Annotated in this window: 25 protein-coding genes; 22 read left to right on the top strand and 3 right to left on the bottom strand. The window is 41.6% G+C overall.

Going from position 1 to position 22,932, the window contains the following annotated elements; all coding sequences use genetic code 11:
* The first annotated feature begins 52 nt into the window (after positions 1-52).
* From MKY83_RS17635 to MKY83_RS17560, 16 genes are all read left to right on the top strand, one after another.
* Complete coding sequence (locus MKY83_RS17635) at positions 53-1,105, top strand: L-threonylcarbamoyladenylate synthase (protein WP_340962013.1); 1,053 nt, start codon at positions 53-55, stop codon at positions 1,103-1,105.
* Positions 1,106-1,165: 60 nt separating this feature from the next.
* Positions 1,166-1,720, top strand: a complete 555-nt coding sequence (locus MKY83_RS17630) for a manganese efflux pump MntP family protein (RefSeq protein ID WP_335351373.1) — start codon at positions 1,166-1,168, stop codon at positions 1,718-1,720.
* A 63-nt stretch (positions 1,721-1,783) separates the two neighbouring features.
* Positions 1,784-2,242: a low molecular weight protein arginine phosphatase gene (locus MKY83_RS17625; protein WP_340962008.1), complete on the top strand. Its 459-nt coding sequence runs from the start codon at positions 1,784-1,786 to the stop codon at positions 2,240-2,242.
* Between the two features lie 140 nt (positions 2,243-2,382).
* Entirely contained in the window at positions 2,383-2,832 is a 450-nt protein-coding gene (rpiB, locus tag MKY83_RS17620; protein WP_044140151.1) for a ribose 5-phosphate isomerase B, read from the top strand.
* Positions 2,833-2,844: 12 nt separating this feature from the next.
* Positions 2,845-3,384, top strand: coding sequence for a TIGR01440 family protein (locus MKY83_RS17615; protein WP_340962006.1), 540 nt, complete (start codon positions 2,845-2,847; stop codon positions 3,382-3,384).
* A gap of 177 nt (positions 3,385-3,561) precedes the next feature.
* On the top strand, positions 3,562-4,809 hold the full coding sequence (glyA, locus tag MKY83_RS17610; protein WP_065097863.1) for a serine hydroxymethyltransferase: 1,248 nt from the start codon (positions 3,562-3,564) through the stop codon (positions 4,807-4,809).
* A gap of 146 nt (positions 4,810-4,955) precedes the next feature.
* Complete coding sequence (gene upp, locus MKY83_RS17605; RefSeq protein WP_003214553.1) at positions 4,956-5,585, top strand: uracil phosphoribosyltransferase; 630 nt, start codon at positions 4,956-4,958, stop codon at positions 5,583-5,585.
* A gap of 496 nt (positions 5,586-6,081) precedes the next feature.
* Entirely contained in the window at positions 6,082-6,465 is a 384-nt protein-coding gene (locus MKY83_RS17600; protein ID WP_003215321.1) for an ATP synthase subunit I, read from the top strand.
* A gap of 7 nt (positions 6,466-6,472) precedes the next feature.
* Positions 6,473-7,207 carry a F0F1 ATP synthase subunit A gene (atpB, locus tag MKY83_RS17595; RefSeq protein ID WP_065097864.1) on the top strand — a complete coding sequence of 245 codons (735 nt, stop codon included), beginning with the start codon at positions 6,473-6,475 and terminating at the stop codon, positions 7,205-7,207.
* A 48-nt stretch (positions 7,208-7,255) separates the two neighbouring features.
* On the top strand, positions 7,256-7,468 hold the full coding sequence (gene atpE, locus MKY83_RS17590; RefSeq protein ID WP_003214968.1) for a F0F1 ATP synthase subunit C: 213 nt from the start codon (positions 7,256-7,258) through the stop codon (positions 7,466-7,468).
* Positions 7,469-7,588: 120 nt separating this feature from the next.
* Positions 7,589-8,110 (top strand): F0F1 ATP synthase subunit B, encoded by a 522-nt coding sequence (atpF, locus tag MKY83_RS17585; RefSeq protein ID WP_065097865.1) that lies wholly within the window; start codon positions 7,589-7,591, stop codon positions 8,108-8,110.
* Positions 8,107-8,652 carry a F0F1 ATP synthase subunit delta gene (locus tag MKY83_RS17580; RefSeq protein ID WP_034660287.1) on the top strand — a complete coding sequence of 182 codons (546 nt, stop codon included), beginning with the start codon at positions 8,107-8,109 and terminating at the stop codon, positions 8,650-8,652. Before atpF ends, MKY83_RS17580 begins: the two co-directional genes overlap by 4 nt.
* A gap of 16 nt (positions 8,653-8,668) precedes the next feature.
* Positions 8,669-10,177, top strand: coding sequence for a F0F1 ATP synthase subunit alpha (gene atpA / locus MKY83_RS17575; protein ID WP_034660286.1), 1,509 nt, complete (start codon positions 8,669-8,671; stop codon positions 10,175-10,177).
* 88 nt (positions 10,178-10,265) lie between these two features.
* Positions 10,266-11,132 carry a F0F1 ATP synthase subunit gamma gene (locus MKY83_RS17570; RefSeq protein ID WP_044140144.1) on the top strand — a complete coding sequence of 289 codons (867 nt, stop codon included), beginning with the start codon at positions 10,266-10,268 and terminating at the stop codon, positions 11,130-11,132.
* A 24-nt stretch (positions 11,133-11,156) separates the two neighbouring features.
* Positions 11,157-12,578 carry a F0F1 ATP synthase subunit beta gene (atpD, locus tag MKY83_RS17565; protein WP_034660283.1) on the top strand — a complete coding sequence of 474 codons (1,422 nt, stop codon included), beginning with the start codon at positions 11,157-11,159 and terminating at the stop codon, positions 12,576-12,578.
* A 24-nt stretch (positions 12,579-12,602) separates the two neighbouring features.
* Positions 12,603-12,998 carry a F0F1 ATP synthase subunit epsilon gene (locus MKY83_RS17560; protein WP_044140142.1) on the top strand — a complete coding sequence of 132 codons (396 nt, stop codon included), beginning with the start codon at positions 12,603-12,605 and terminating at the stop codon, positions 12,996-12,998.
* 41 nt (positions 12,999-13,039) lie between these two features.
* Here MKY83_RS17560 and MKY83_RS17555 read toward each other — a convergent pair whose 3' ends face one another.
* Positions 13,040-13,513 carry a hypothetical protein gene (locus tag MKY83_RS17555; protein WP_268453588.1) on the bottom strand — a complete coding sequence of 158 codons (474 nt, stop codon included), beginning with the start codon at positions 13,511-13,513 and terminating at the stop codon, positions 13,040-13,042.
* Between the two features lie 170 nt (positions 13,514-13,683).
* Here MKY83_RS17555 and MKY83_RS17550 point away from each other — a divergent pair, with 170 nt between their 5' ends.
* From MKY83_RS17550 to MKY83_RS17525, 6 genes are all read left to right on the top strand, one after another.
* Positions 13,684-13,914, top strand: a complete 231-nt coding sequence (locus MKY83_RS17550; protein WP_044140141.1) for a DUF1146 family protein — start codon at positions 13,684-13,686, stop codon at positions 13,912-13,914.
* 128 nt (positions 13,915-14,042) lie between these two features.
* Complete coding sequence (locus MKY83_RS17545; RefSeq protein ID WP_044140140.1) at positions 14,043-14,777, top strand: YwmB family TATA-box binding protein; 735 nt, start codon at positions 14,043-14,045, stop codon at positions 14,775-14,777.
* A 32-nt stretch (positions 14,778-14,809) separates the two neighbouring features.
* Complete coding sequence (gene murA / locus MKY83_RS17540) at positions 14,810-16,117, top strand: UDP-N-acetylglucosamine 1-carboxyvinyltransferase (protein ID WP_044140139.1); 1,308 nt, start codon at positions 14,810-14,812, stop codon at positions 16,115-16,117.
* 255 nt (positions 16,118-16,372) lie between these two features.
* Complete coding sequence (spoIID, locus tag MKY83_RS17535; RefSeq protein ID WP_342487524.1) at positions 16,373-17,398, top strand: stage II sporulation protein D; 1,026 nt, start codon at positions 16,373-16,375, stop codon at positions 17,396-17,398.
* Between the two features lie 325 nt (positions 17,399-17,723).
* Entirely contained in the window at positions 17,724-18,422 is a 699-nt protein-coding gene (locus tag MKY83_RS17530) for a VWA domain-containing protein (RefSeq protein WP_080772972.1), read from the top strand.
* A gap of 82 nt (positions 18,423-18,504) precedes the next feature.
* Complete coding sequence (locus MKY83_RS17525; protein WP_065097868.1) at positions 18,505-19,182, top strand: VWA domain-containing protein; 678 nt, start codon at positions 18,505-18,507, stop codon at positions 19,180-19,182.
* A 52-nt stretch (positions 19,183-19,234) separates the two neighbouring features.
* Here the strand turns inward: MKY83_RS17525 and MKY83_RS17520 are convergent, their stop codons facing one another.
* Both MKY83_RS17520 and MKY83_RS17515 read right to left on the bottom strand, forming a co-directional pair.
* Entirely contained in the window at positions 19,235-21,583 is a 2,349-nt protein-coding gene (locus MKY83_RS17520; protein ID WP_113767793.1) for an FdhF/YdeP family oxidoreductase, read from the bottom strand.
* Between the two features lie 82 nt (positions 21,584-21,665).
* A complete protein-coding gene (locus tag MKY83_RS17515) occupies positions 21,666-22,931 on the bottom strand; it encodes an OFA family MFS transporter (RefSeq protein WP_106067003.1) in 1,266 nt (421 codons plus the stop codon).
* Position 22,932: the final 1 nt, after the last annotated feature.

The following is a 22,932-nucleotide window of genomic DNA, read 5'->3' as shown; positions in this document are numbered from 1 at the left end:
GGATAATTGAGATATATCAACAGTTTTATCTTTTTTAAAAGGAGTTTGTATGATGTTAAATACAAAAAGGTGGTCTGTGGATTTAGAAAAGGATTTATCCACATACTATCCACAAATTGAACAGGCAGCGTTGTTATTGCAGCAAAACGAAGTGGTCGCTTTTCCGACAGAGACAGTGTATGGACTAGGGGCTAATGCGAAAGACACAGAAGCTGTCATGAAAATATATGAAGCGAAAGGGCGTCCAAGTGATAATCCATTGATTGTCCACATTGCGGAGATTGAGCAGCTTCATGAATTTGCACAAATAGAAAGCGAAAAAGCAAAGGCATTGATGGATGCCTTTTGGCCGGGTGCTTTAACCATTGTTCTTCCGTGTAAGCCGGGCGCTTTATCAAAGCAGGTCACGGCAGGTTTATCCACGGTCGGTGTGAGAATGCCTGACCATCCGATTGCGCTGGAGCTTATCCGAACGGCTTGCCTGCCGATTGCCGCACCAAGTGCCAACCGTTCAGGCAAACCATCACCAACACAAGCTGACCATGTAGCGAGTGATCTCGATGGAAGAATCGCTGGGATTGTCGATGGTGGTTCAACTGGTATTGGCGTTGAGTCAACGGTTGTATCCTGTGTCGACGAGATTCCAGTCATCCTAAGGCCGGGCGGAATTACAAAAGAAGCTTTAGAAGAGGTAGTAGGAACGGTCAGTATTGACCCAGGGCTGACAAAAAAGGACGAGGCGCCTGTATCGCCAGGGATGAAATACACACACTATGCCCCTGAAGCTAAAATGTACCTCTTTTTTGGAAGTGATGAAGAGATGCAGCTTCACATTCAAACATACCAAGCAGCAGGTTTAAAAGTTGGTGTGCTGACAACAGAAGAAAAGAAATCGTTGTTTGCGGCAGATGTTGTTTTCAGCTGTGGATGGAGAGAAAAACCTGAAACGATAGCGGCGAACTTATATCGTGTACTGAGACAATTTGATGAGACAGATGTAGATGTTATTGTTTCAGAAGCCTTTTCAGAACAGGGGGTTGGTTCAGCAATTATGAACCGTCTGCAAAAAGCGGCAGGAGGCCGAATCCTCTCTTCATTCAAATAGTTCTAACCCTTCTTGGACAAACATAGGTTAAAGGAGAATGTGTGTCCAAGGGGGATTTACATGTACGAACTAGCTGGCGAATTGCTGACGCTCAGCATCATGGCTTTTGCACTGGGGATGGATGCTTTTTCGGTTGGACTTGGCATGGGAATGATTCAGCTGAGGTTCCGCCAGATCATTTATATTGGACTTGTCATTGGGATATTTCATATGTTTATGCCGCTTTTTGGTATGTTAACAGGTCAGCTCTTATCAGGCTGGCTCGGTCTCCTTGCCACCTATATCGGCGGGGCGCTGCTTTTGGTGCTCGGGCTGCAAATGATCATTGCGTCTATTCGCAAAGAAGATAAACCATTTATCGCACCTGTGGGCACTGGTCTTGTTCTTTTTGCAACAAGTGTCAGCTTAGATAGTTTTTCCGTTGGTTTAAGCCTTGGAATTTACGGTTCTCGCGTGTGGATGACCATTTTATTGTTTGGTTTTTTTAGTATGATCCTCACATGGCTTGGGTTATTTCTCGGTAAACAAGTTCGATCATGGGTGGGATCATATAGCGGGGCGCTTGGCGGAATCATTTTACTAGCCTTTGGTATCAAATTATTATTTCCGCTCTAGTCAGTCTCCTTACATAACATGTAGAATGAAATGCTATATAATAGAAGAAAAGGAGGGCGAAAGATGAAAATCTTATTTGTTTGTACGGGAAATACATGCAGAAGTCCGATGGCTCAAGCCCTTTTTGCTTCAATTGCACATGATAAAGGTTTAGAGGTCACTGTTAAATCAGCGGGCATTTTTGCCTCAGATGCTGGGAAGGCTTCTCCTCAAGCGGTCGAAGCGTTATTTGAGAAAAGCATTCCGCTGAATCACTCTTCAGCAAAACTGACAGAGGATCTTCTGCGAGAAGCTGATTACGTTTTCACCATGACCATGCAGCATAAACAGTTGATTATGGATCAATATGCACATGTAAAAGACAAGATCTTCACTCTAAAGGAATTCGCGACAGGAACAGAAGGCGATGTTTCCGATCCATTTGGAGGAAGCCTGTCTGTTTATCAGGAAACACGTGATGAACTTGAAGCATTGCTCCATCAGCTGGCTGAGAAATTGAAAAAGGATCGGACATCCTCATAATGGACAACCTGTAAAACCGTTGCAACAACGGTTTTTCTGCTTTTATTTGCAAATGACTAAGCAGAGGTTAAAATATAACTGTAAATAAAAAATAAATGTAAGGCTTAACAGATCAACTCACCCTTAGGAGGAATTGCCCGATGAAAGTAGCTATTGCATCCGATCACGGCGGAACGAATATTCGTGAAGAAATCAAACAACTGATGGATGAATTGAAGATTGAATACATTGATATGGGTTGTGAATGTGGATCAGGTTCTGTAGACTACCCAGATTATGCTTTTCCTGTAGCCAATATGGTGGTAAACGGAGAAGTTGACCGCGGCATTTTAATTTGCGGGACAGGCATCGGTATGAGTATCTCGGCAAACAAAGTAAAAGGAATTCGCTGTGCGCTGGCGCATGATACATTTAGTGCGAAAGCGACTAGAGAACATAATGATACAAACGTCCTTGCAATGGGAGAACGAGTCATTGGACCTGGATTAGCACGTGAGATTGCACATATTTGGCTGACAACAGAATTTACGGCAGGACGACATGCTGTACGGATTGGTAAGATTGCTGATTACGAAGAAAAGCACCTATAAGGAGCGCTTAACATGAACATTGGTCAAGATTGGCTTGAAATGTTAAAAGAGTTTCATCAAATGGTCGAACTGCGTGCTGGGCAAATCTTAGTGTTCGGCTGCAGTACATCAGAAGTGGCTGGTGAGCATATTGGGACAGCAGGAAATGAGCAAATAGCTGCGTCCATTTATCAAGAATTGGATCAGCTAAGACGAGAGACCGGTATTGACCTCGCTTTCCAGTGCTGTGAGCATTTGAATCGTGCTCTTGTTGTGGAAGAAGAAGTGGCTTTCCGGCTTAACCTAGAGATTGTGGCGGCAGTACCTGTCCGAAAGGCGGGTGGTTCGATGGCGGCTCATGCGTATCAGCACATGGAACATCCTGTGTTAGTTGAATCCATCGAGGCGCATGCTGGAATCGATATCGGTGATACATTAATTGGGATGCATCTAAAGAGAGTCGCTGTACCTGTTCGCCTTAGTCGTCATCAATTAGGACATGCACATGTGACGTTTGCGAAAACGCGTCCGAAGCTGATTGGCGGAGAACGAGCGGTTTATACAAGATCTTAGCTTAGATATATTTCTAATATAATGTTGAATGATGAAGGCGCTTCACCACTTGAACATTCGGTTTTTCGCAAAAAAAGAAGTCAATTTCCCAAAAAAACTTTTACATTTCACTCAAAAACCGTGTACAATGAGATGGTGAAAACATCGAATGGAAATAGATTGGAGAGGATTTCGCTGATGAAACATTTACCTGAGCAAGACGCACAAGTATTCAAGGCAATTCAACTAGAGCGGAAACGCCAGCAAGACAAAATTGAATTAATTGCATCAGAAAACTTTGTAAGCGAAGCAGTCATGGAAGCGCAGGGCTCTGTATTAACAAACAAATATGCAGAGGGCTACCCTGGTAAACGCTACTATGGCGGTTGTGAACATGTAGACGTTGTAGAAGATATCGCACGTGACCGCGCAAAAGAAATTTTTGGCGCTGAGTATGTGAACGTACAGCCTCACTCAGGTGCTCAAGCGAACATGGCCGTATACTTTACCATTCTTGAGCATGGCGATACAGTGCTAGGTATGAACTTATCACATGGCGGGCATTTAACACACGGAAGCCCTGTTAACTTTAGTGGTGTACAGTACAACTTTGTAGAATATGGTGTTGATAAAGAAACGCAGCATATCGACTATCAAGATGTACTTGAAAAAGCACGTGAACATAAGCCAAAGCTAATTGTTGCGGGTGCAAGTGCATACCCACGTCAAATTGATTTCAAAAAGTTCCGTGAGATTGCGGATGAAGTCGGTGCTTACTTTATGGTCGACATGGCTCACATTGCAGGTCTTGTTGCAGTAGGTCTTCATCCAAATCCAGTTCCTTATGCAGATTTTGTGACAACGACAACTCACAAAACATTGCGTGGACCTCGCGGCGGAATGATTTTATGCCGTGAAGAGTTTGGTAAAAAGATCGACAAATCGATCTTCCCTGGTATTCAAGGTGGACCACTGATGCATGTCATCTCTGCAAAAGCTGTTTCTTTCGGTGAAGTATTGAACGGAGATTTTAAAACGTATGCACAAAATGTCATTGACAATGCGAAGCAGCTAGCTGAAACCCTTTTATCAGAAGATATTCAGCTTGTGTCCGGTGGAACGGATAATCATCTTGTTCTTATCGACTTGCGTTCTCTTGGCATTACAGGAAAAATTGCAGAAAATGTTCTTGATGAAATCGGTATTACAGTGAACAAAAATGCGATTCCTTATGATCCAGAAAAACCTTTTGTCACAAGTGGTGTACGTGTTGGTACAGCAGCAGTGACAAGCCGCGGTTTCGATCAAGAGGCGATGAAAGAAGTAGGTTCCATTATTGCGCTTGCTCTAAAACATCATGAAAATGAAGCGAAATTAGAAGAAGCGAAAAAGCGTGTATCTGATCTAACTGCCCGCTTTCCTCTATATAACGAATTAGATTATTAAAAGCAGACCCATTTGCCTATTTTTGGCATGTGGGTTTTTTTTGTAGGATTTGCGAATCATATTGAAAGATGATGTCTTTTTATGTAGAATTGTAGGAAGTGTGCAAAGTTCACCGGAAGATGACAGAAAAGGAGTTGTAGCAAGCAATGGCAAAGGTTTATGTATTTGATCACCCGCTTATTCAACACAAACTTACATATATTCGTGACGTTCATACAGGAACAAAAGAATTTAGAGAGCTAGTGGATGAAGTCGCAACATTAATGGCATTTGAAATCACAAGAGATTTACCGCTTGAAGAGGTAGATGTAGAAACACCTGTACAAGTAGCGAAATCAAACGTGATCTCAGGGAAGAAACTCGGTGTTGTGCCAATTTTAAGAGCAGGTCTTGGAATGGTGGACGGGATTTTGAAACTCATTCCAGCTGCTAAAGTGGGACATGTCGGTTTATACCGTGATCCGAAAACATTAAAGCCTGTTGAATATTATGTGAAGCTTCCATCTGATGTGGAAGAGCGTGAATTTATCGTAGTAGATCCAATGCTTGCAACTGGAGGTTCAGCAGTCGAAGCATTGAACAGCTTGAAAAAACGCGGGGCAAAAAACATTCGCTTCATGTGTCTGATTGCTGCTCCTGAAGGTGTAGAAGAAATGCAAAAGCATCATCCTGATGTTGATATCTACATTGCAGCATTAGATGAGAAATTAAACGAAAAAGGTTACATTATCCCAGGCCTTGGTGATGCTGGTGACCGTATGTATGGAACGAAATAACATGTTTTAATAAAAGCCCACATGCAAACGTGCATGTGGGCTTTTTGAAATATATGACAAACGGGTGATATCGTTCTTAGAAAAATCAATGTATACTGAACATTAGCTGTTTTTTTCAATGAATGTCACGTGTCTCCTAAAGTTTGATGAAATTGTGAACATTTTGTGTGCTCTATCATTATAGAAAAGTTTTTTAACTTTCAACGGATTGACACATCATAGACGCTATTGTATGCTAAACGAGGGTATTATGGTAAGGTTTTCATAGTCTATAGCACTCTACTAATCCTCATTGTGAACCCTTTAATTATCAGGGTTTGTATCAGCGAATGAAGCAACATCCCATAGATCTTTAGATTTCAAGTCTGATTGTGCAATTAGACCGATGGGTGATTGATTTTTTTCGAACAGGACTGCTTATCATAAGCGTCTTCTACGCAGTTTTCATCACCAATTATCACCTTTTTTACAATATTTTTCATCGGGAGTCAGATGAATGAACGATCCAAACGCGATTTTCCGCAGACAGAGTAAATACATGTTCTATCTATTGGCAATTTTTGTGTTTGGCTATGCCATGCCTGGTTTTAAACCACTGTTTCTTGGTTTGATTATCGGCACAATTTTTGCTTTCTTTAATTTATTCCTACTTATACGGAGAATGCATGCTTTTGATCGAGCGGTTAAAAAAGGAAAATCCATTCGTTCAATGGGAAGTACAGCCAGGTGGGCCAACGCAATTCTCGCTGTAGCGATTGCTTGGCGTTACCCTAATGAAGTTCATCTGGCAGGTGTTGTTATAGGATTAATGACAATATATCCTGTCATTATGATAGATTCCTTCATTCAACTTAAACGTTCTACTATGGAAGAGAGGTGAATACTCTTTGGGTCACAGTTCAAAAACGACAGAATTTTTAGGGTTAACGTTCAACTTATCTAATGTTCTCATGATTACGATTGCTAGTATCATCGTTCTTCTCATAGCGGTGCTGACTACTCGTGTTCTGTCTATTCGTCCGACAAAGGCGCAGAACTTCATGGAATGGATTGTTGATTTTGTTCGAAATATCATAGGTAGTTCGATGGACATGAAAACAGGAGCCCCATTTCTAGCGCTAGGCGTTACATTACTCATGTACATATTTGTTTCAAACATGCTAGGACTGCCATTTGCGATTACGGTCGATCACAACTTGTGGTGGAAATCACCAACAGCAGACCCTGCAATCACAATGACACTAGCGATTATGGTCATGGGATTGACACATTATTACGGTGTCAAGGCAAAAGGAGTCAAGGAATATACGAAAGACTACTTTAGACCAATTCCGCTTTTAGTACCATTGAAACTTATTGAAGAATTTGCAAACACGCTAACACTTGGTTTGCGTCTTTATGGAAACATTTTTGCTGGAGAGATTCTTCTTGGTTTGCTTGCAGGACTTGCGACCAATTTCTACACGCAAAACATTGCGCTTGGTATCGTTGGTACATTAGGTGCCATCGTGCCGATGATTGTATGGCAGGCATTTAGTTTGTTTGTCGGTACAATCCAAGCATTTATCTTCACCATGCTGACAATGGTGTACATTTCTCATAAAGTCAGCGACGAACACTAAAAAATTGAGAGTCCAAAAAGGACGTTATTTTAAAGGAGGAGCTTTTTAATGAATTTAATAGCAGCAGCAATTGCAATCGGTTTGGGAGCACTAGGAGCAGGTATTGGTAACGGTCTAATCGTATCTAAAACAGTTGAAGGAATCGCTCGTCAGCCAGAAGCTGGTAGAGAACTAAGAACTCTTATGTTCATCGGGGTTGCTTTAGTTGAGGCACTTCCAATTATCGCTGTCGTTATCGCATTCTTGGCATTCTTTGGTTAATATGTGAGAAGCGTTCTAATATGAAATTTAATGGCGAAGATCAGATTAGTTCGAAACTTCGCCATTCCTTTATGTTTTGTTTCTTAACATATTATTTAAAGAAGGGAGTTGCCGTACTAAATGTCTCAGTTACCAGTGGTTTTAGGAGCAGGTGGCTTAAGTTTCAACGCTGGGGATATGATATTCCAGTTGATCGCTATGCTCATCTTGCTTGCACTTTTAAAGAAATTTGCGCTTAAGCCTTTATTAGGGATTATGAAACAGCGTGAAGATTATATAGGAAATGAAATTTCAAGTGCTGAACAAAAGCACGTTCAAGCTGAAAAGCTTCTTGAAGAACAACGTGCCTTATTGAAAGAAGCACGCGAAGAATCACATACACTCATCGAAAATGCGAAAAAGATTGGTGAGAAGCAAAAAGAAGAGATCATTCAAGCAGCACGTCAAGAGTCAGAGCGCTTGAAAGAGTCTGCTAGAACTGAAATCGTGAAAGAAAAAGAACAAGCTGTGGCTGCACTGCGCGAGCAGGTTGCATCACTATCTGTACTTATTGCATCTAAAGTGATTGAAAGAGAACTTGATGAGCAAGCACAAGAGAAATTGATTCAAGAGTATCTTAAAGAGGCAGGCGAAAGCCGATGAGCGTGACTATTGTCTCTAAGCGTTACGCTTCTGCTCTTTTTGACATCGTTCTTGCTTCTTCGGCAGTAGACGAAACTGAAAAAGAGCTGAATGAGATCAAAAAAGTTCTAAAGGCTGACCAAGAATTGAATGACTTTCTTGTTCATCCAAAGATTACGGCAGACAAAAAGAAACATTTGATTGCAGAAGCTTTCAAAGGTGTTTCGACACATGTATTGCACACAATGTATTTATTGATTGACCGCGGGCGCACGAATATTTTCTCTGAAATGACGTCTGAGTTTGTGAAACTGGCAAACCGAACGAAACAAATAGACGATGCGGTCGTGTATTCAGTGAAACCGCTGAGCGGCGCTGAAATTCAATCTTTATCTGAAGTATTTGCCAAAAAAGCCGGAGTCACATCACTGCGTGTTGAAAATGTGATTGACAAGGATCTAATAGGCGGAGTGAAAATCCGTATCGGAAACCGCATTTATGACGGCAGTGTCAGCGGAAAGCTTTCCCGCATTGAACGTCAGCTTGCAGGCGAAAATCGTTAGAAGGGGTGAAACCTTAGTGAGTATCAAAGCTGAAGAGATTAGCGCGCTGATAAAGCAGCAAATCCAAAACTATCAATCTGAAATTGAAGTAAAAGATGTCGGTACAGTCATTCAAGTAGGGGACGGTATCGCGCGTGTACATGGCCTTGACAACATTATGGCAGGAGAGCTGGTTGAGTTCTCTAACGGTGTAATGGGTATGGCTCAAAACCTTGAGGAGTCTAACGTAGGTATCGTTATTTTAGGACCTTACAAAGATATCCGCGAAGGTGATGATGTAAAACGTACAGGTCGTATCATGGAGGTTCCAGTAGGTGAAGAGTTAATCGGACGTATTGTGAACCCACTTGGTCAGCCTGTTGATGGACTAGGTCCAATTTTAACAAGCAAAACTCGTCCAATCGAAAGTGAAGCACCAGGCGTTATGGATCGTAAATCTGTACATGAGCCGCTTCAAACAGGGATTAAAGCAATTGATGCCTTGATTCCAATCGGACGTGGACAGCGTGAATTGATCATTGGTGACCGTCAAACAGGTAAAACATCTGTTGCAATTGATACGATCCTAAACCAAAAAGATCAAGACATGATCTGTATTTATGTAGCGATCGGACAAAAGGAATCAACGGTTCGTGGTGTTGTTGAAACACTTCGTAAGCATGGTGCGCTTGATTACACAATTGTAGTCACAGCTTCTGCATCACAGCCAGCTCCGCTACTTTACCTTGCTCCTTATGCAGGTGTAACGATGGGTGAGGAATTCATGTATAACGGCAAGCACGTACTTGTTGTATATGATGACCTTTCTAAACAAGCGGCAGCTTACCGTGAGCTTTCATTATTGCTTCGTCGTCCTCCAGGTCGTGAGGCATTCCCTGGTGATGTTTTCTATCTTCACTCTCGCTTATTAGAGCGTGCAGCGAAGCTTAGTGACGAAAAGGGTGGCGGTTCTATCACAGCATTGCCTTTCGTAGAAACGCAAGCTGGCGATATCTCTGCATATATCCCAACAAACGTTATTTCAATCACAGATGGACAGATTTTCTTACAATCTGACCTCTTCTTCTCAGGCGTACGTCCAGCAGTAAACGCAGGATTGTCTGTATCCCGTGTAGGTGGTTCTGCACAAATCAAAGCGATGAAAAAGGTAGCAGGTACACTTCGTCTGGATCTTGCTTCTTATCGTGAGCTTGAAGCATTCGCTCAATTTGGATCTGATCTAGACCAAGCGACTCAAGCAAAATTAAACCGTGGTGCTAGAACAGTTGAAGTCTTAAAACAAGACTTGAACAAACCGCTTAAAGTTGAAAAACAAGTAGCGATTCTTTATGCACTTACAAGAGGATACTTAGACGATGTCGCGATTGCTGATGTCAAACGTTTCGAAGCTGAATTATTCATGTACATTGAAGAAAACCATAAAGACTTGTTTGACACGATCTCTCAAACAGGAAACATGCCTGCTGATGAAGAGTGGAATACAGCAATCGAAGGCTTTAAACGTACGTTTGCACCAAGCAACTAATTAGTAATCTTTCCGAGAGAAAAAGATTCTCTTTTTCTCTCTTTTCACGTAAATGAACACGGATTCCTGAAAAAAGGTGGTGAAATCTTTGGCCTCATTACGCGATATAAAGTCAAGGATCACGTCAACGAAAAAATCGAGTCAGATCACAAAAGCGATGCAAATGGTATCAGCTGCGAAACTGAATCGTGCTGAAAACAATGCGAAGTCTTTTGTTCCTTACATGGAGAAAATCCAGGAAGTCGTTGCTGCAATCGCAACTGGAACAAGTGCTAAGCACCCAATGCTTCTTTCAAGACCTGTCAAGAAAGCAGGGTATCTCGTCATTACATCTGATCGAGGACTTGCAGGACCTTTTAACAGCTCGATTTTGCGTGCCGCTTACCAAACCATTCAATCTCGTCATCAATCCGCTGATGAATATACGGTGATTGTGATTGGTAAAATCGGACGCGACTTCTTCAAAAAGCGCGGTATTCCAGTTATTTCTGAAGTCACAGGGCTTGGAGACGAAGTAGCGTTTGCTGATATTAAAGAATTAGCAAGCAGTACAGTTCAAATGTTCTCTGATGAAGCGTTTGACGAACTTTACATGTTCTACAACCACTTTGTCAGTGCCATTTCACAAGAAGTAACAGAGAAGAAATTATTGCCGCTAACGGACATTTCGGCCGCAGCGACACCCAATAAACGTTCCGCATCTTATGAGTTTGAGCCTTCTGAAGAAGAAATTCTTGAAGTTCTCCTTCCTCAATATGCAGAGAGTTTGATTTTCGGTGCGCTTCTTGACAGTAAAGCAAGTGAACATGCTGCAAGGATGACAGCAATGAAGAGTGCAACAGACAACGCAAAGGAATTGATCGACAGCCTGACACTCTCTTACAACCGTGCTCGTCAAGCAGCGATTACACAAGAGATTACAGAAATTGTCGGCGGAGCAGCTGCCTTAGAATAGAAATAATTGTCAGGAGGGAATGCAATGAAAACAGGACGCATCAGTCAGATCATGGGACCAGTCGTAGACGTTCATTTTGAAGACGGTCACTTGCCTGAGATTTATAATGCGATCAGAGTTTCGCATAAAGCGGAAAGTGAAAGTGAAGTTACTATCGACTTAACTTTAGAAGTAGCACTACATTTAGGTGATAATACAGTCAGAACCATCGCAATGGCATCAACAGATGGTGTGAAGCGCGGTATGGAAGCTGTAGACCTTGGAAAACCAATTTCAGTACCAGTTGGTAACGTAACACTTGGACGTGTATTCAACGTACTGGGAGATAATATTGACTTAGATGAGCCACTTGGTGTGGAAGCTCAAAGAGATCCAATCCACAGACAAGCGCCTTCTTTTGATCAACTTTCTACAGAAGTTGAAATTCTTGAAACGGGTATTAAAGTTGTTGACCTTCTTGCTCCTTACATCAAGGGCGGAAAGATCGGTCTATTCGGTGGAGCCGGTGTAGGTAAAACCGTTCTGATTCAAGAATTGATCAACAACATCGCACAAGAACATGGCGGTATTTCTGTATTCGCTGGTGTTGGAGAGCGTACACGTGAAGGAAACGACCTTTACTACGAAATGAAAGATTCTGGCGTTATCGAAAAAACAGCCATGGTCTTCGGTCAAATGAACGAGCCACCAGGTGCACGTATGCGTGTTGCCCTAACTGGTTTGACAATGGCAGAGCATTTCCGTGATGAACTAGGTCAAGACGTATTGTTCTTCATCGATAACATCTATCGTTTTACACAAGCAGGTTCTGAAGTATCAGCCCTTCTTGGACGTATGCCTTCAGCGGTAGGTTATCAGCCGACACTTGCAACAGAAATGGGTCAGCTGCAAGAGCGTATCACGTCTACAAACGTAGGATCGGTTACATCGATTCAAGCGATCTATGTACCTGCGGATGACTATACGGATCCAGCTCCAGCAACAACGTTCGCTCACCTTGATGCAACGACAAACCTTGAGCGTAAGCTGACTGAAATGGGTATTTACCCAGCGGTTGATCCTCTTGCTTCAACATCTCGTGCACTTGCACCTGAGATCGTTGGCGAAGAGCACTATGCCATCGCACGTGAAGTGCAGCAAACATTGCAGCGTTATAAAGAACTACAAGATATCATTGCCATTTTAGGTATGGATGAATTATCAGAGGACGATAAGCTTGTGGTACACAGAGCGCGTCGTGTTCAATTCTTCCTATCTCAAAACTTCCACGTAGCAGAGCAGTTCACTGGCCAAAAAGGTTCTTACGTGCCATTGAAGGAAACTGTTAAAGGCTTCAAGGAAATCTTATCTGGTAAATACGATCACCTTCCAGAAGATGCATTCCGCTTAGTTGGACGCATTGAAGAAGTGGTTGAAAAAGCCAAAGAGATGGGTGTAGAGGCCTAATCTGGTCCTTAGGAGGGTAAAAGCATGAAGACCGTTCAAGTCAATATCGTTACTCCCGACGGCCCAGTGTATCAAGCGGATGTGGAAATGGTCAGTGTCAGAGCAGAAAGCGGTGAGCTTGGTATTTTAGCTGGCCACGTTCCAATGGTTGCTCCGCTAAAAATCGGTGCAGTTCGCTTAAAACATAGTGGATCAACTGAATTGGTTGCAGTAAGTGGCGGATTTGTTGAAGTTCGCCCTGAACAAGTAACCATTCTTGCTCAGGCCGCTGAAACATCAGATAAAGTTGATGTCGATCGTGCTAAATCAGCGAAACAGCGTGCTGAAGAGCATTTGAACCACCCGAATGAAAGTGATATACGCCGGGCGGAACTCGCATTAAAACGGGCGTTAAACCGTTTAAATGTAGCAGGGAAATAAAACAGAAAATCCTTCTTATCACAATGATAAGAAGGATTTTTTTAAAGTGACATGAGGGATTGGTACATTGACACATATGGATGAGAATCCTGTTTTTCAAGATATAAGTGCTCGCAAAACTGCGTACTATGCCACGTTTTATTGTGCCGTCGCAAACCCAGCGTATATTGATGCGGAGAGTCCATATAAGGCCGTATCACCCAGTCAGCATCTGAATGATGACGAAGAACAACCTCTCCCATATACACACTCATCATCGCTTCTAATGCATCTATTGGCATTTTCCACTCGGCAAACAGCTGCTTGGTAAATGCATCAAAGTAAAGTGATTCTAACTGATTCAGGCTTTCCACAGAGTAATCCAAAGAAATGTTATGAAAATGACACAATTGCGCTAATTCTTCTAGCTGTGTCTGTCTATAATCAAAGTAGAAAGCAATGGCCTCCCATTCATGATCAAATGAGGGAACCAGTTCTCCGTACAAATCAACAAAGTCAGGAAAAGAATCTTTCAATATGTTCAGCTCCTTCCACACGCAGTATATCATCTCCTTGGCACCAGGATAAGAGGGGATTTACTCTAAATGTAGCTCTTTTTTCCAAATGATTCATCTTTCCGATTTTCGAGGATATAATGAAAGGGAGTTTTCCTTTACAGAAATAAATAAAAGGAGGATTCAACTGTATGGAAGACGTAGGACAACAAGCAATTGTTAGTATTGTGATCCACCTGTTTTTTATTGCGGTTACATGGTGGGCATTGCTTGCCGTAAATATTGACCCACTGATTAAAAAAGGGAAAATCATTCAGGCAAGATTGCTGATGATGCTCATTACCATTGCTATTGCATCTGCAGTCAGCAATTTCTTCCTTGATTACTTAAATTTCTCCAGACAAATACCTTATATGTTCTAACGTAAAAGGTTTGGTCACTACCTTATGCGGGAACTTAAAAAGAAGTGTCAAAAGTATGGCCTTTGATGACTTTTCCACGTATGCATAGACCTCCTTGCGGCAACACTTGTAGCAAGGGGGAATGACAAGTGAGAAAGTATGTAAAAGGTTGGCCATTATTTGCGTTTATTCTTTTTTTTGTTCTGATGATTCAAGGTGTTCGTGCGGAAGAATCTTCTCCGCTCGTCCAAATAGCAGAAGGTCTAAAAAACCAGCAAATTGAAGTAGATGGATGGACTCTTCACGCCAAAACAAATGTAGACATTTCATCCGAACAATTTTCAAAAAAAGTGAAACGTTTCAAAGACGAACTACGACAGTATGAGTGGACCGAAAAAGAAGAAGAACATGTCACCAAAGTCACAGGAATTTACAAAGATGAAAAAAATGATACATTATCGAAAATTTTACTCGTAAAGACCGACACAAAATCCAATCAAAAGTCGTATTTATTATATGAGCAAAAAGGTGCTCGCCCACTGAATACCTGGGAGCATACATATGATCAGTTCGTACGTCATGCAAAAAGCATATTACAAGAGAAATTTGTAATTTTTACTTGTCTCGATGGTCATGTAAATGGTATGATGGATGTTGTTTTGCAAAAAAAGGCTGAAATGTTAGCAAATGAATTTCAAGCAAAACCAGTTGAGTATCTCGTTGAGTCTAATTTTGTGTCGCTTTCCGCTTACACAGATAAGTGGGAACAGTTCATTATGACTTCAAATGATAAAATGAATGTTCAAATTGCCATCAGAAGTTCGGAAATGAACGAAAATCATACGATTACGGTTGGCACACCAATCGTAACGACTGAATATTAATATAGAGAATTTGGGACGCGGAGGGGAAGACCTTGGAAAAAATCATCGTCCGCGGCGGTCAAAAGTTAAACGGCACAGTTAAAGTAGAAGGAGCAAAAAATGCCGTTTTACCAGTTATCGCTGCATCTTTGTTAGCAAGTACAGAAAAAAGCGTAATTTGTGATGTACCTACGCTCTCCGATGTATATACAATCAATGAAGTGTTACGTCATTTAGGAGCAGAAGTACATTTTGAAAATAACGAAGTATCAGTGGATGCATCTCATGCACTAGAAACTGAGGCTCCGTTTGAGTATGTCCGTAAAATGCGAGCGTCTGTGCTCGTCATGGGACCACTTTTAGCAAGAACAGGTCATGCAAGAGTTGCATTACCTGGAGGGTGTGCGATTGGTTCAAGACCAATTGACCAGCATTTAAAAGGCTTTGAAGCAATGGGAGCTAAAATTCAAGTAGGAAATGGTTTCATCGAGGCTGAAGTTAAAGGCCGTTTAAAAGGTGCGAAAATCTATTTGGATTTCCCAAGTGTTGGCGCAACTGAAAACATCATTATGGCAGCAGCATTAGCTGAAGGAACAACGATTTTAGAAAACGTAGCAAAAGAACCTGAAATTGTTGATTTGGCAAACTACATCAATGCCATGGGTGGTAAGGTTCGCGGAGCTGGTACTGGTACAATCAAAATCGAAGGTGTGGAAACACTTTACGGTGCAAAACACAACATCATCCCTGACAGAATTGAAGCAGGTACTTTCATGGTGGCAGCAGCCATTACAGAAGGAAATGTTCTTGTGAAAGGCGCAGTGCCAGAGCACATGACATCACTTGTAGCAAAAATGGAAGAAATGGGTATTCAGATCATTGAAGAAGAAGAAGGTTTAAGAGTCATTGGACCATCTGAGCTCAAGCCAATCGATCTAAAAACAATGCCACATCCTGGTTTCCCAACGGATATGCAATCTCAGATGATGGCGCTATTGCTTCGTGCGAACGGAACAAGCATGATCACAGAAACGGTATTTGAAAACCGCTTTATGCATGCAGAAGAATTCCGTCGTATGAATGGTGATATTAAAATTGAGGGTCGCTCTGTCATTATCAACGGGCCGGTTCAACTTCAAGGTGCTGAAGTGTCAGCGACTGATTTAAGAGCAGGAGCAGCACTTGTACTTGCTGGATTAGTAGCAGAAGGTCATACACGTGTCACTGAGTTGAAGCATATCGATCGTGGTTATGTGAACTTCCACCAGAAGCTTGCAGCAATCGGTGCAGATATTGAAAGAGTAAATGATGAAACAGCAGATGTGACACAAGAACAAGTTGTATCAGATCTGAACGCGTAATCATAAAGAAATCAGTGTGTCCATTGGGGCATGCTGATTTTTTTTTAGAATCATAGATGATTTATTTTCAAAGCTTATCATTAGTGTATCCAACCATCTTAAATTTTATTCATAAAGACGAACAGTAAAATCAGTTGATAAAGAGCCTCTTATCTTTATCAAAAGACTTGTCCACTGAATGAAAGAAGCTGTCATATTAGCTTGTCCCCGCCCATAAGATAAAAGAGATCCAATGACAAATGGGGGCAGCCAAATATGAAACCAATGATATGGACAATCGCAGGAATATGCATCATTATTTTAATGATTCCAACTTTACTTGTGTTGCCGACGTTTCAAGGGAAACCGGAGGCAAGCCAGCATGTATCAGCGGAGCCATCAGTTAAAAAAGAAGTGAAGGGTACAGTCAAATTGAAGCAATCAGCCGTCGCTATCCCCGTCTATCGTTCAGCTCATCAGCAGGTAGAAAACATCCCCTTAGAAGAGTATGTGATCGGTGTCGTAGCATCTGAAATGCCAGCTGATTTTGAGATGGAAGCACTTAAGGCACAGGCACTCGCCGCAAGAACGTATATCGTCAGACAAATGATCATCGATAAGACCGTCAAATCACCAAAGGGCTCTCTTGTAGATGATACCCAAATGTTCCAAGTTTATAAAAACAAGCAGGAACTCAAGAAAATTTGGGGAAAAGCGTACAATTGGAAGTTAAAAAAAGTCACAGAAGCTGTCGCTAGCACACAAGGAAAAGTGTTGACCTACGACGAAAAACCAATTGATGCCTCATTCTTTTCAACAAGTAACGGGAAAACGGAAAATGCCGAAGCTTATTGGAAAAATGAAATCCCCTATTTGAAAAGTGTCTCAAGTAAATGGGACGAAAAATCGCCAAAATTTCAAAACAAGAAAACCATCTCAGTGAATGAATTTCAGCAAAAATTAGGTGTGACGCTCACTCAGCAGGCTCAGGTAGGACAGATTGTAGAACGGACACCTGGAAACCAAGTGGCGAAAGCCGTAATAAACGGTAAAACACTGTCAGGTAGAGATATTCGAGAGTCATTAGGGCTTCACTCAGCGGACTTTACATGGGAACGACAGGGCCAGCAAATTATCATCACGACAAAAGGGTATGGCCATGGTGTTGGAATGAGTCAGTACGGTGCGCATTATATGGCACAGTCAGGCAAAAAAGTAGATGCTATCGTGAAACATTATTATAAAGGGATTCAAATTGAATCAGCTGATCGTTTTCTTAACACGTATATGGCTAAAAAATAAAGCAAAGGTGCCTCAAAATGGGGGCATCTTTTTTGTGTGTTCCAAGAGGTTTGAACAGAATGTGTCAATTTGCGACTTAAGACGCACCTCAGGAAAACTTAAACATTTACGTCCCGACAAGAACCGATGGCCGATACAAAGCCCCTCGAAAGAAGGAGAAAACAAAAGAAAAAATGATGTGTTGGGTGAATATATCTAGATAACTGACAGATTTTTAGTGATTTTGATGAAAGAGAAAAAGGGACCGAGTCCTATACCATTCCAAGACAGAATATTTTACGATTAAGATGTTTCAATTTAATACATAGGGAGGAAGGAAAAAATGATGTTGAAAAAAGTATTTACACTCGTAACCTTAGCTGTATTGACATTATCTATGTCAATCTCTTCACCAGTATTTGCAAAAGCATCTACAGTCAAAAAACAAAACAAAGATGTAAGAGTCACCATCTTACTTGATGCAAGTGGAAGCATGGCAAGAAAAGTAGAGGGAGAACGCAAATTTGACCTCGCAAAACAAGAGGTATTTAAATTTGCTCAGTCACTTCCAAAAGACGCTAAAATTCGTATGAGCTTGTTTGGCTCTGAAGGAAACAACAAAAATTCAGGTAAAGCTCAATCATGTGAAGTCATTAGAGGCGTTTATGGCGTACAGCCTTACGAAAAAGAAAGCTTTGAAAACTCTTTAAACGGACTTGGACCAAATGGCTGGACACCGATTGCTCGTGCTCTTGAACATGCAAAGCAAGCGGATGAACAGCTTAATAATGGAACAAAACATATTGTGTACCTCATCACTGATGGCGAAGAAACTTGTGGCGGGGATCCAGTAAAAGTAGCAAAAGAATTGCATAACTCAAAAGGCTCGACTGTTGTTAATGTCATTGGATTAGACTTTAACGATGGCTATGAAGGTCAATTAAAGCAAGTAGCCAAAGCTGGTAAAGGCCATTACTACCAAGCAAGCACTGGTAAAGAAATGGGTTCTATCTTGTCAGCAGAATCATTAAAACTACACGAATAACTTGCTGAACAAAAGGGAAACGATTGATGTATGCTTTCGTTTCTCTTTTTCTGTACAAATGTAAAAAGGGAGGTTTTTATGAATGAAACGCAATATTGTATTAACCATTTTGGCTAGTCTTGTCCTGCTTCTTTCTTCACCAGCTCATGCTGTGACAAAAAAACAGGAGCCGGCTCATGTGGTGATATTACTCGATTTAAGCGGCAGCATGGCGCAATCAATTGAAGGCGAAAAGAAAATCGATATCGCCAAACGTTCTATTCAAAGCTTCGCAAGTATTTTATCAGATGATACACAAGTCCTTCTTCGTGTATTTGGTCATGAAGGAACCAATAAAAATGCTGGAAAAGCAATTTCTTGTGGAAGCTCTGAAGCCGTTTATGGATTTGGATCATATGAGTCCTCAACATTTCAGCAAGCACTGAATGTGTATAAGCCAACTGGATGGACACCACTTGCAAAAGCATTAACAGATACGAAGCAAGATTTTGAAGATCACCAGGCTGAAGGGAAAAACATTGTCTATGTCGTCAGTGATGGTAAAGAAACTTGTGGAGGAAGCCCTTCACAAGCAGCAAAGGAATTACATGAAGGCGGAATTGACACCATTGTTAATATCATCGGCTTTGACGTGAATGAAAAAGAAGCCAAAAGTCTAAAGTCTGTTGCAAAAGCAGGCGGTGGACAATATCAACCGGCTGCAAATGCCGAAGAATTGAATCACATTCTACAAAATGCAGCGAGCGCTTTTGGTCAGTAGGATATGAATGGGAGCTGGGGATTGTTTTCCCCAGCTGTTTTTTAGTTTAAGATCAATTCAAAGTGGTTTCTAATTCATCAATTCGTTTCTCCACGTAGTGCTGGTCTTTTCTTGCATGAAAGGTTTCAGCTTTTTCTAATATAGCCACCGTATTATATTCGGGAATCTGTGAGTAGCTCTCATACACACCCTTTGGAATTAAAACGTTCCCTTCAGGCCAGTAAACAGCGATATTGCCACGTTTCAACTCCCCGAATTGAGCGACTCCTTGGTAGGATCCATATTGATTAAACAAAACAACTGGATCACCTTCTTTGACATAAAGCTCTTTAGCATCTTCGTCATTCATCAAGATAGAATGACGCTTCCCACCATTAAAGGCATCCTTTTCACTATAGATCATCGAGTTGAATTGCTTTCCTCTTCTTGTCGTGATATTAAAATGTCCCTCGGTTTTTCGGTATTGAGGCAGCTGGGCAGGAAGAAGATGTCCTTTGCCGTCCGGTGTTGGACACTCTCCGTCTTCACATAGCCAGGCACCTCCCCATTGAAAAACGTCTCCTTTATGACGTAAATGCTGGATGCCATCATAGTTTCGATTTGCGATCGCAATCTCACGGCGAATGTCTTCAGCCGTTTCGAAATGAATCAGCTCAGCATCTTGTGGGCGTACTCTTTTTGCAAGATCAATATAAATATCCCATTCTGCTCTGGCTTCCTCAATCCGAGGTCCTTCAATTTCTGGACTGAAATATACCATGCGTTCCGTACTAGTTGATGTACCGCCGCCTGGCTGTTCATATCTTGTCATAGCAGGCAGAACAATGACCGTCTCTTCTGCCTCTACTAGCGTAGAGGTATTCAAAATGATATCTTGATGGACACGGAGTTCAAGCTCAGATAATGCTTTTTCGATCGCATCTGGATTTGGCATCGTTTCTAAAAAGTTCCCGCCGCTCGTAAACAGCATTTTGAGTTTTTGCGGATGTTCTTTTGGGAGAGCCATTTTCTCAAAGGATTGCCCAATGGTGTCACCATGCCATTTCGGAATGTCAAACCCCCAAATCTTTTCGACTCTTTCAATATTCTCTTCATCAAAATCACTGCCAGGCAAAACAAATGGGTCAGCACCCATTTCACCAGAACCTTGAACACCGCTATGCCCGCGAATTGGCATGACACCACAATGTTTCCTGCCAATAAATCCACGTAACATAGCAAGGTTAGCGACCTGTGATATATTATCCGTTGCAAAGCGGTGCTGGGTAAGACCCATGCTCCAAATAAAAACGCCTGAATTGGCATTGGCAAGAAGGATGGCAAATTCCTTCATTCTTTCTTTTGATAAGCCTGATGATGCCTCAAGGTCTTCCCATTTCAACTGTGCGACATGCTGCTGTAAATCCTGTATGCCGGTAGTATGAGCTTGAATAAATTCATGATCAAGAGCGGAATGGGGCGCGTGTTGCTCCATGTCAAACCAATGTTTGATGACACCGTTCATAAACGCAATATCGCCGCCTATATTGACTTGATAGAAATCATCTGCGATTTTTGTGCCGAATAAAGCACTTTCTGGAATAGAGGGAACCCAGTACTTTTCCATGGCAGGTTCTTTGTATGGATTGATGACAATAATTTTGGTTCCTTTCTTTTTCGCCGCATACATATATTTAGTGGAAACGGGCTGATTGTTTGCTGCGACAGATCCCCAAAAAATTAAGACATCTGTTCCGATCCAATCGTTGTAATTACAGCTGGAGGCTCCTATGCCAAGAGATCGCTTAAGAGCGGTTTTGCTCGGTGAATGACAAATGCGAGACGCATTATCAATATGATTTGTCCCGATAAAGCGAGCTGCCTTCGCAGCGGTATAATAGACTTCATTTGTAATTCCTCTAGCTGTTAAATAGAAAGCGAGCTGCCGTTTATCAATTGATTTGATTTTAGCTGCGATTTGATCTAATGCATCATCCCAAGAAATACGCATAAAGGCATTGTCACCTTTTTTTCGAATCAGTGGATAAGGGATACGGCCAAGTTTGCGGAGATTAGTGCTGTCCATTTGTTTGAGTTGTTGAATGTCTTCAAACCATTTTGGATCAATAGCTGGCATTGTATTAAGACGAAGTACATTTAGTCTTGTGGTGCATATATGAGGTCCTGCGAGCGTTTGGTCATATAACCCTGAAACACCAAGGGCACAGCCGTCACACACGCCTTGCGTTAAAATACGATATGCATAGGGGAGATTATCCTTGTTCTCCCAAGCCACTTTCATCGTATCTCGAATGTGTTTCGGCTTTACTTTTCCAAGTCCCATAGGCGCAAAAGAGGCCCATAGCTTTGGTGAGGGTTTTTTATTAAGCTTAATAGGCCCCTTATGTTTTGTTTTCCCCATGATATCATCACCCTCCTATTACTTTATAAAGCGTTTTCATATCTAAAAATTACCTTTAGATTGTGATTCTGTCAAATTCAAATTAAGGTCGGGATGAGACAGAAGCAGCAGCAGTAAGGTTTGTTTCTCTAAGCTGCTGAATATCCTTCCGTATGAGAAGAGATATGATAAAAGCGATGAAAAATAAGCCAGAGAACACCATCAGACTCTGCGTGTAGTTACCTGTTATATCCCGGATAAAGGATGAAAATAAAGGTCCTGCTAAACCAGCAGCTGCCCAGGCTGTCAAAATATAACCGTGTATGGCACCAAGTTGTTTCGTGCCAAATAAATCCCCAATATAGGCTGGAATTGAGGCAAACCCTCCTCCATAGCACGTATAAATGATTGCCATCACGATTGAAAAAACGAGTGGTTCTTTTAAGTAGGGAAGTAAAGGAAAAGCAATGAGCTGGATACTAAAGAAGATTGTATACGTATTCGGCCTTCCGATATAATCTGAGAAGGAAGCCCAGCCAATCCGTCCTAAACCATTAAAAGCACCTAAAATGCCAACAAGGGTAGCTGCAGCACCTGCAGTGAATCCAACACTTTCTTGAGCAAGAGGCGATGCTACTGAAATAATGGCAATTCCGCATGTGATATTAATAAAGAGCATGAGCCACAAATAATAAAAACGTCGTGTTTTGATCGCTTCATTTGCTGTAAGCTGTGATAAATCCTGAGGAATTTTTCTTTGATTTGTTTTTAACACATCAAATTGTTTGATGTCATCAGGTGTTGGTGGTGATAAATAAAGAGATGAAATCACCATGATCATAAAATAGGAAATTCCAAGAATGTAAAAGGTATTTGCGATATCTACTTTTTCAATGAGATATTGGATAATTGGGCTGCAAATAAGAGACGCAAATCCAAAACCCATAATAGCTAAGCCGGTTGCAAGTCCTCTTCGGTCCGGAAACCATTTCACTAAAGTTGATACAGGTGCAATGTAGCCTACCCCTAATCCTATCCCAGCGAGTACACCATAAAATAAATAGAGGAGAGGGAGTGAGGACATGTGGACAGCGAATCCTGACCCTGTCATCCCGATACCGAAGAAAATGGCTGAGAAGAGCCCTGATGCCCTTGGACCATATCTTTCAACGAAATGCCCCATGAAAGCAGCAGATAATCCTAAAAATAAAATAGCAATACTGAAGGTCAGGCTTATTTCTGTGAGTGACCAATGAAAGGCCTGATGTAAAGGATTCGTAAAAACACTCCAAGCATAAACAGACCCAATAGACAAATGAATTCCTACAGCACTTGTTGCGATGAGCCAGCGATTTTTCGATTTGTTCATT

It is taken from the genome of Bacillus sp. FSL M8-0266, assembly GCF_038613425.1.
In the GTDB taxonomy this organism is placed as follows: domain Bacteria; phylum Bacillota; class Bacilli; order Bacillales; family Bacillaceae; genus Bacillus; species Bacillus pumilus.
Note: the sequence above shows the minus strand (reverse complement) of the source record. Positions and strands in the feature narration are given on the sequence as shown.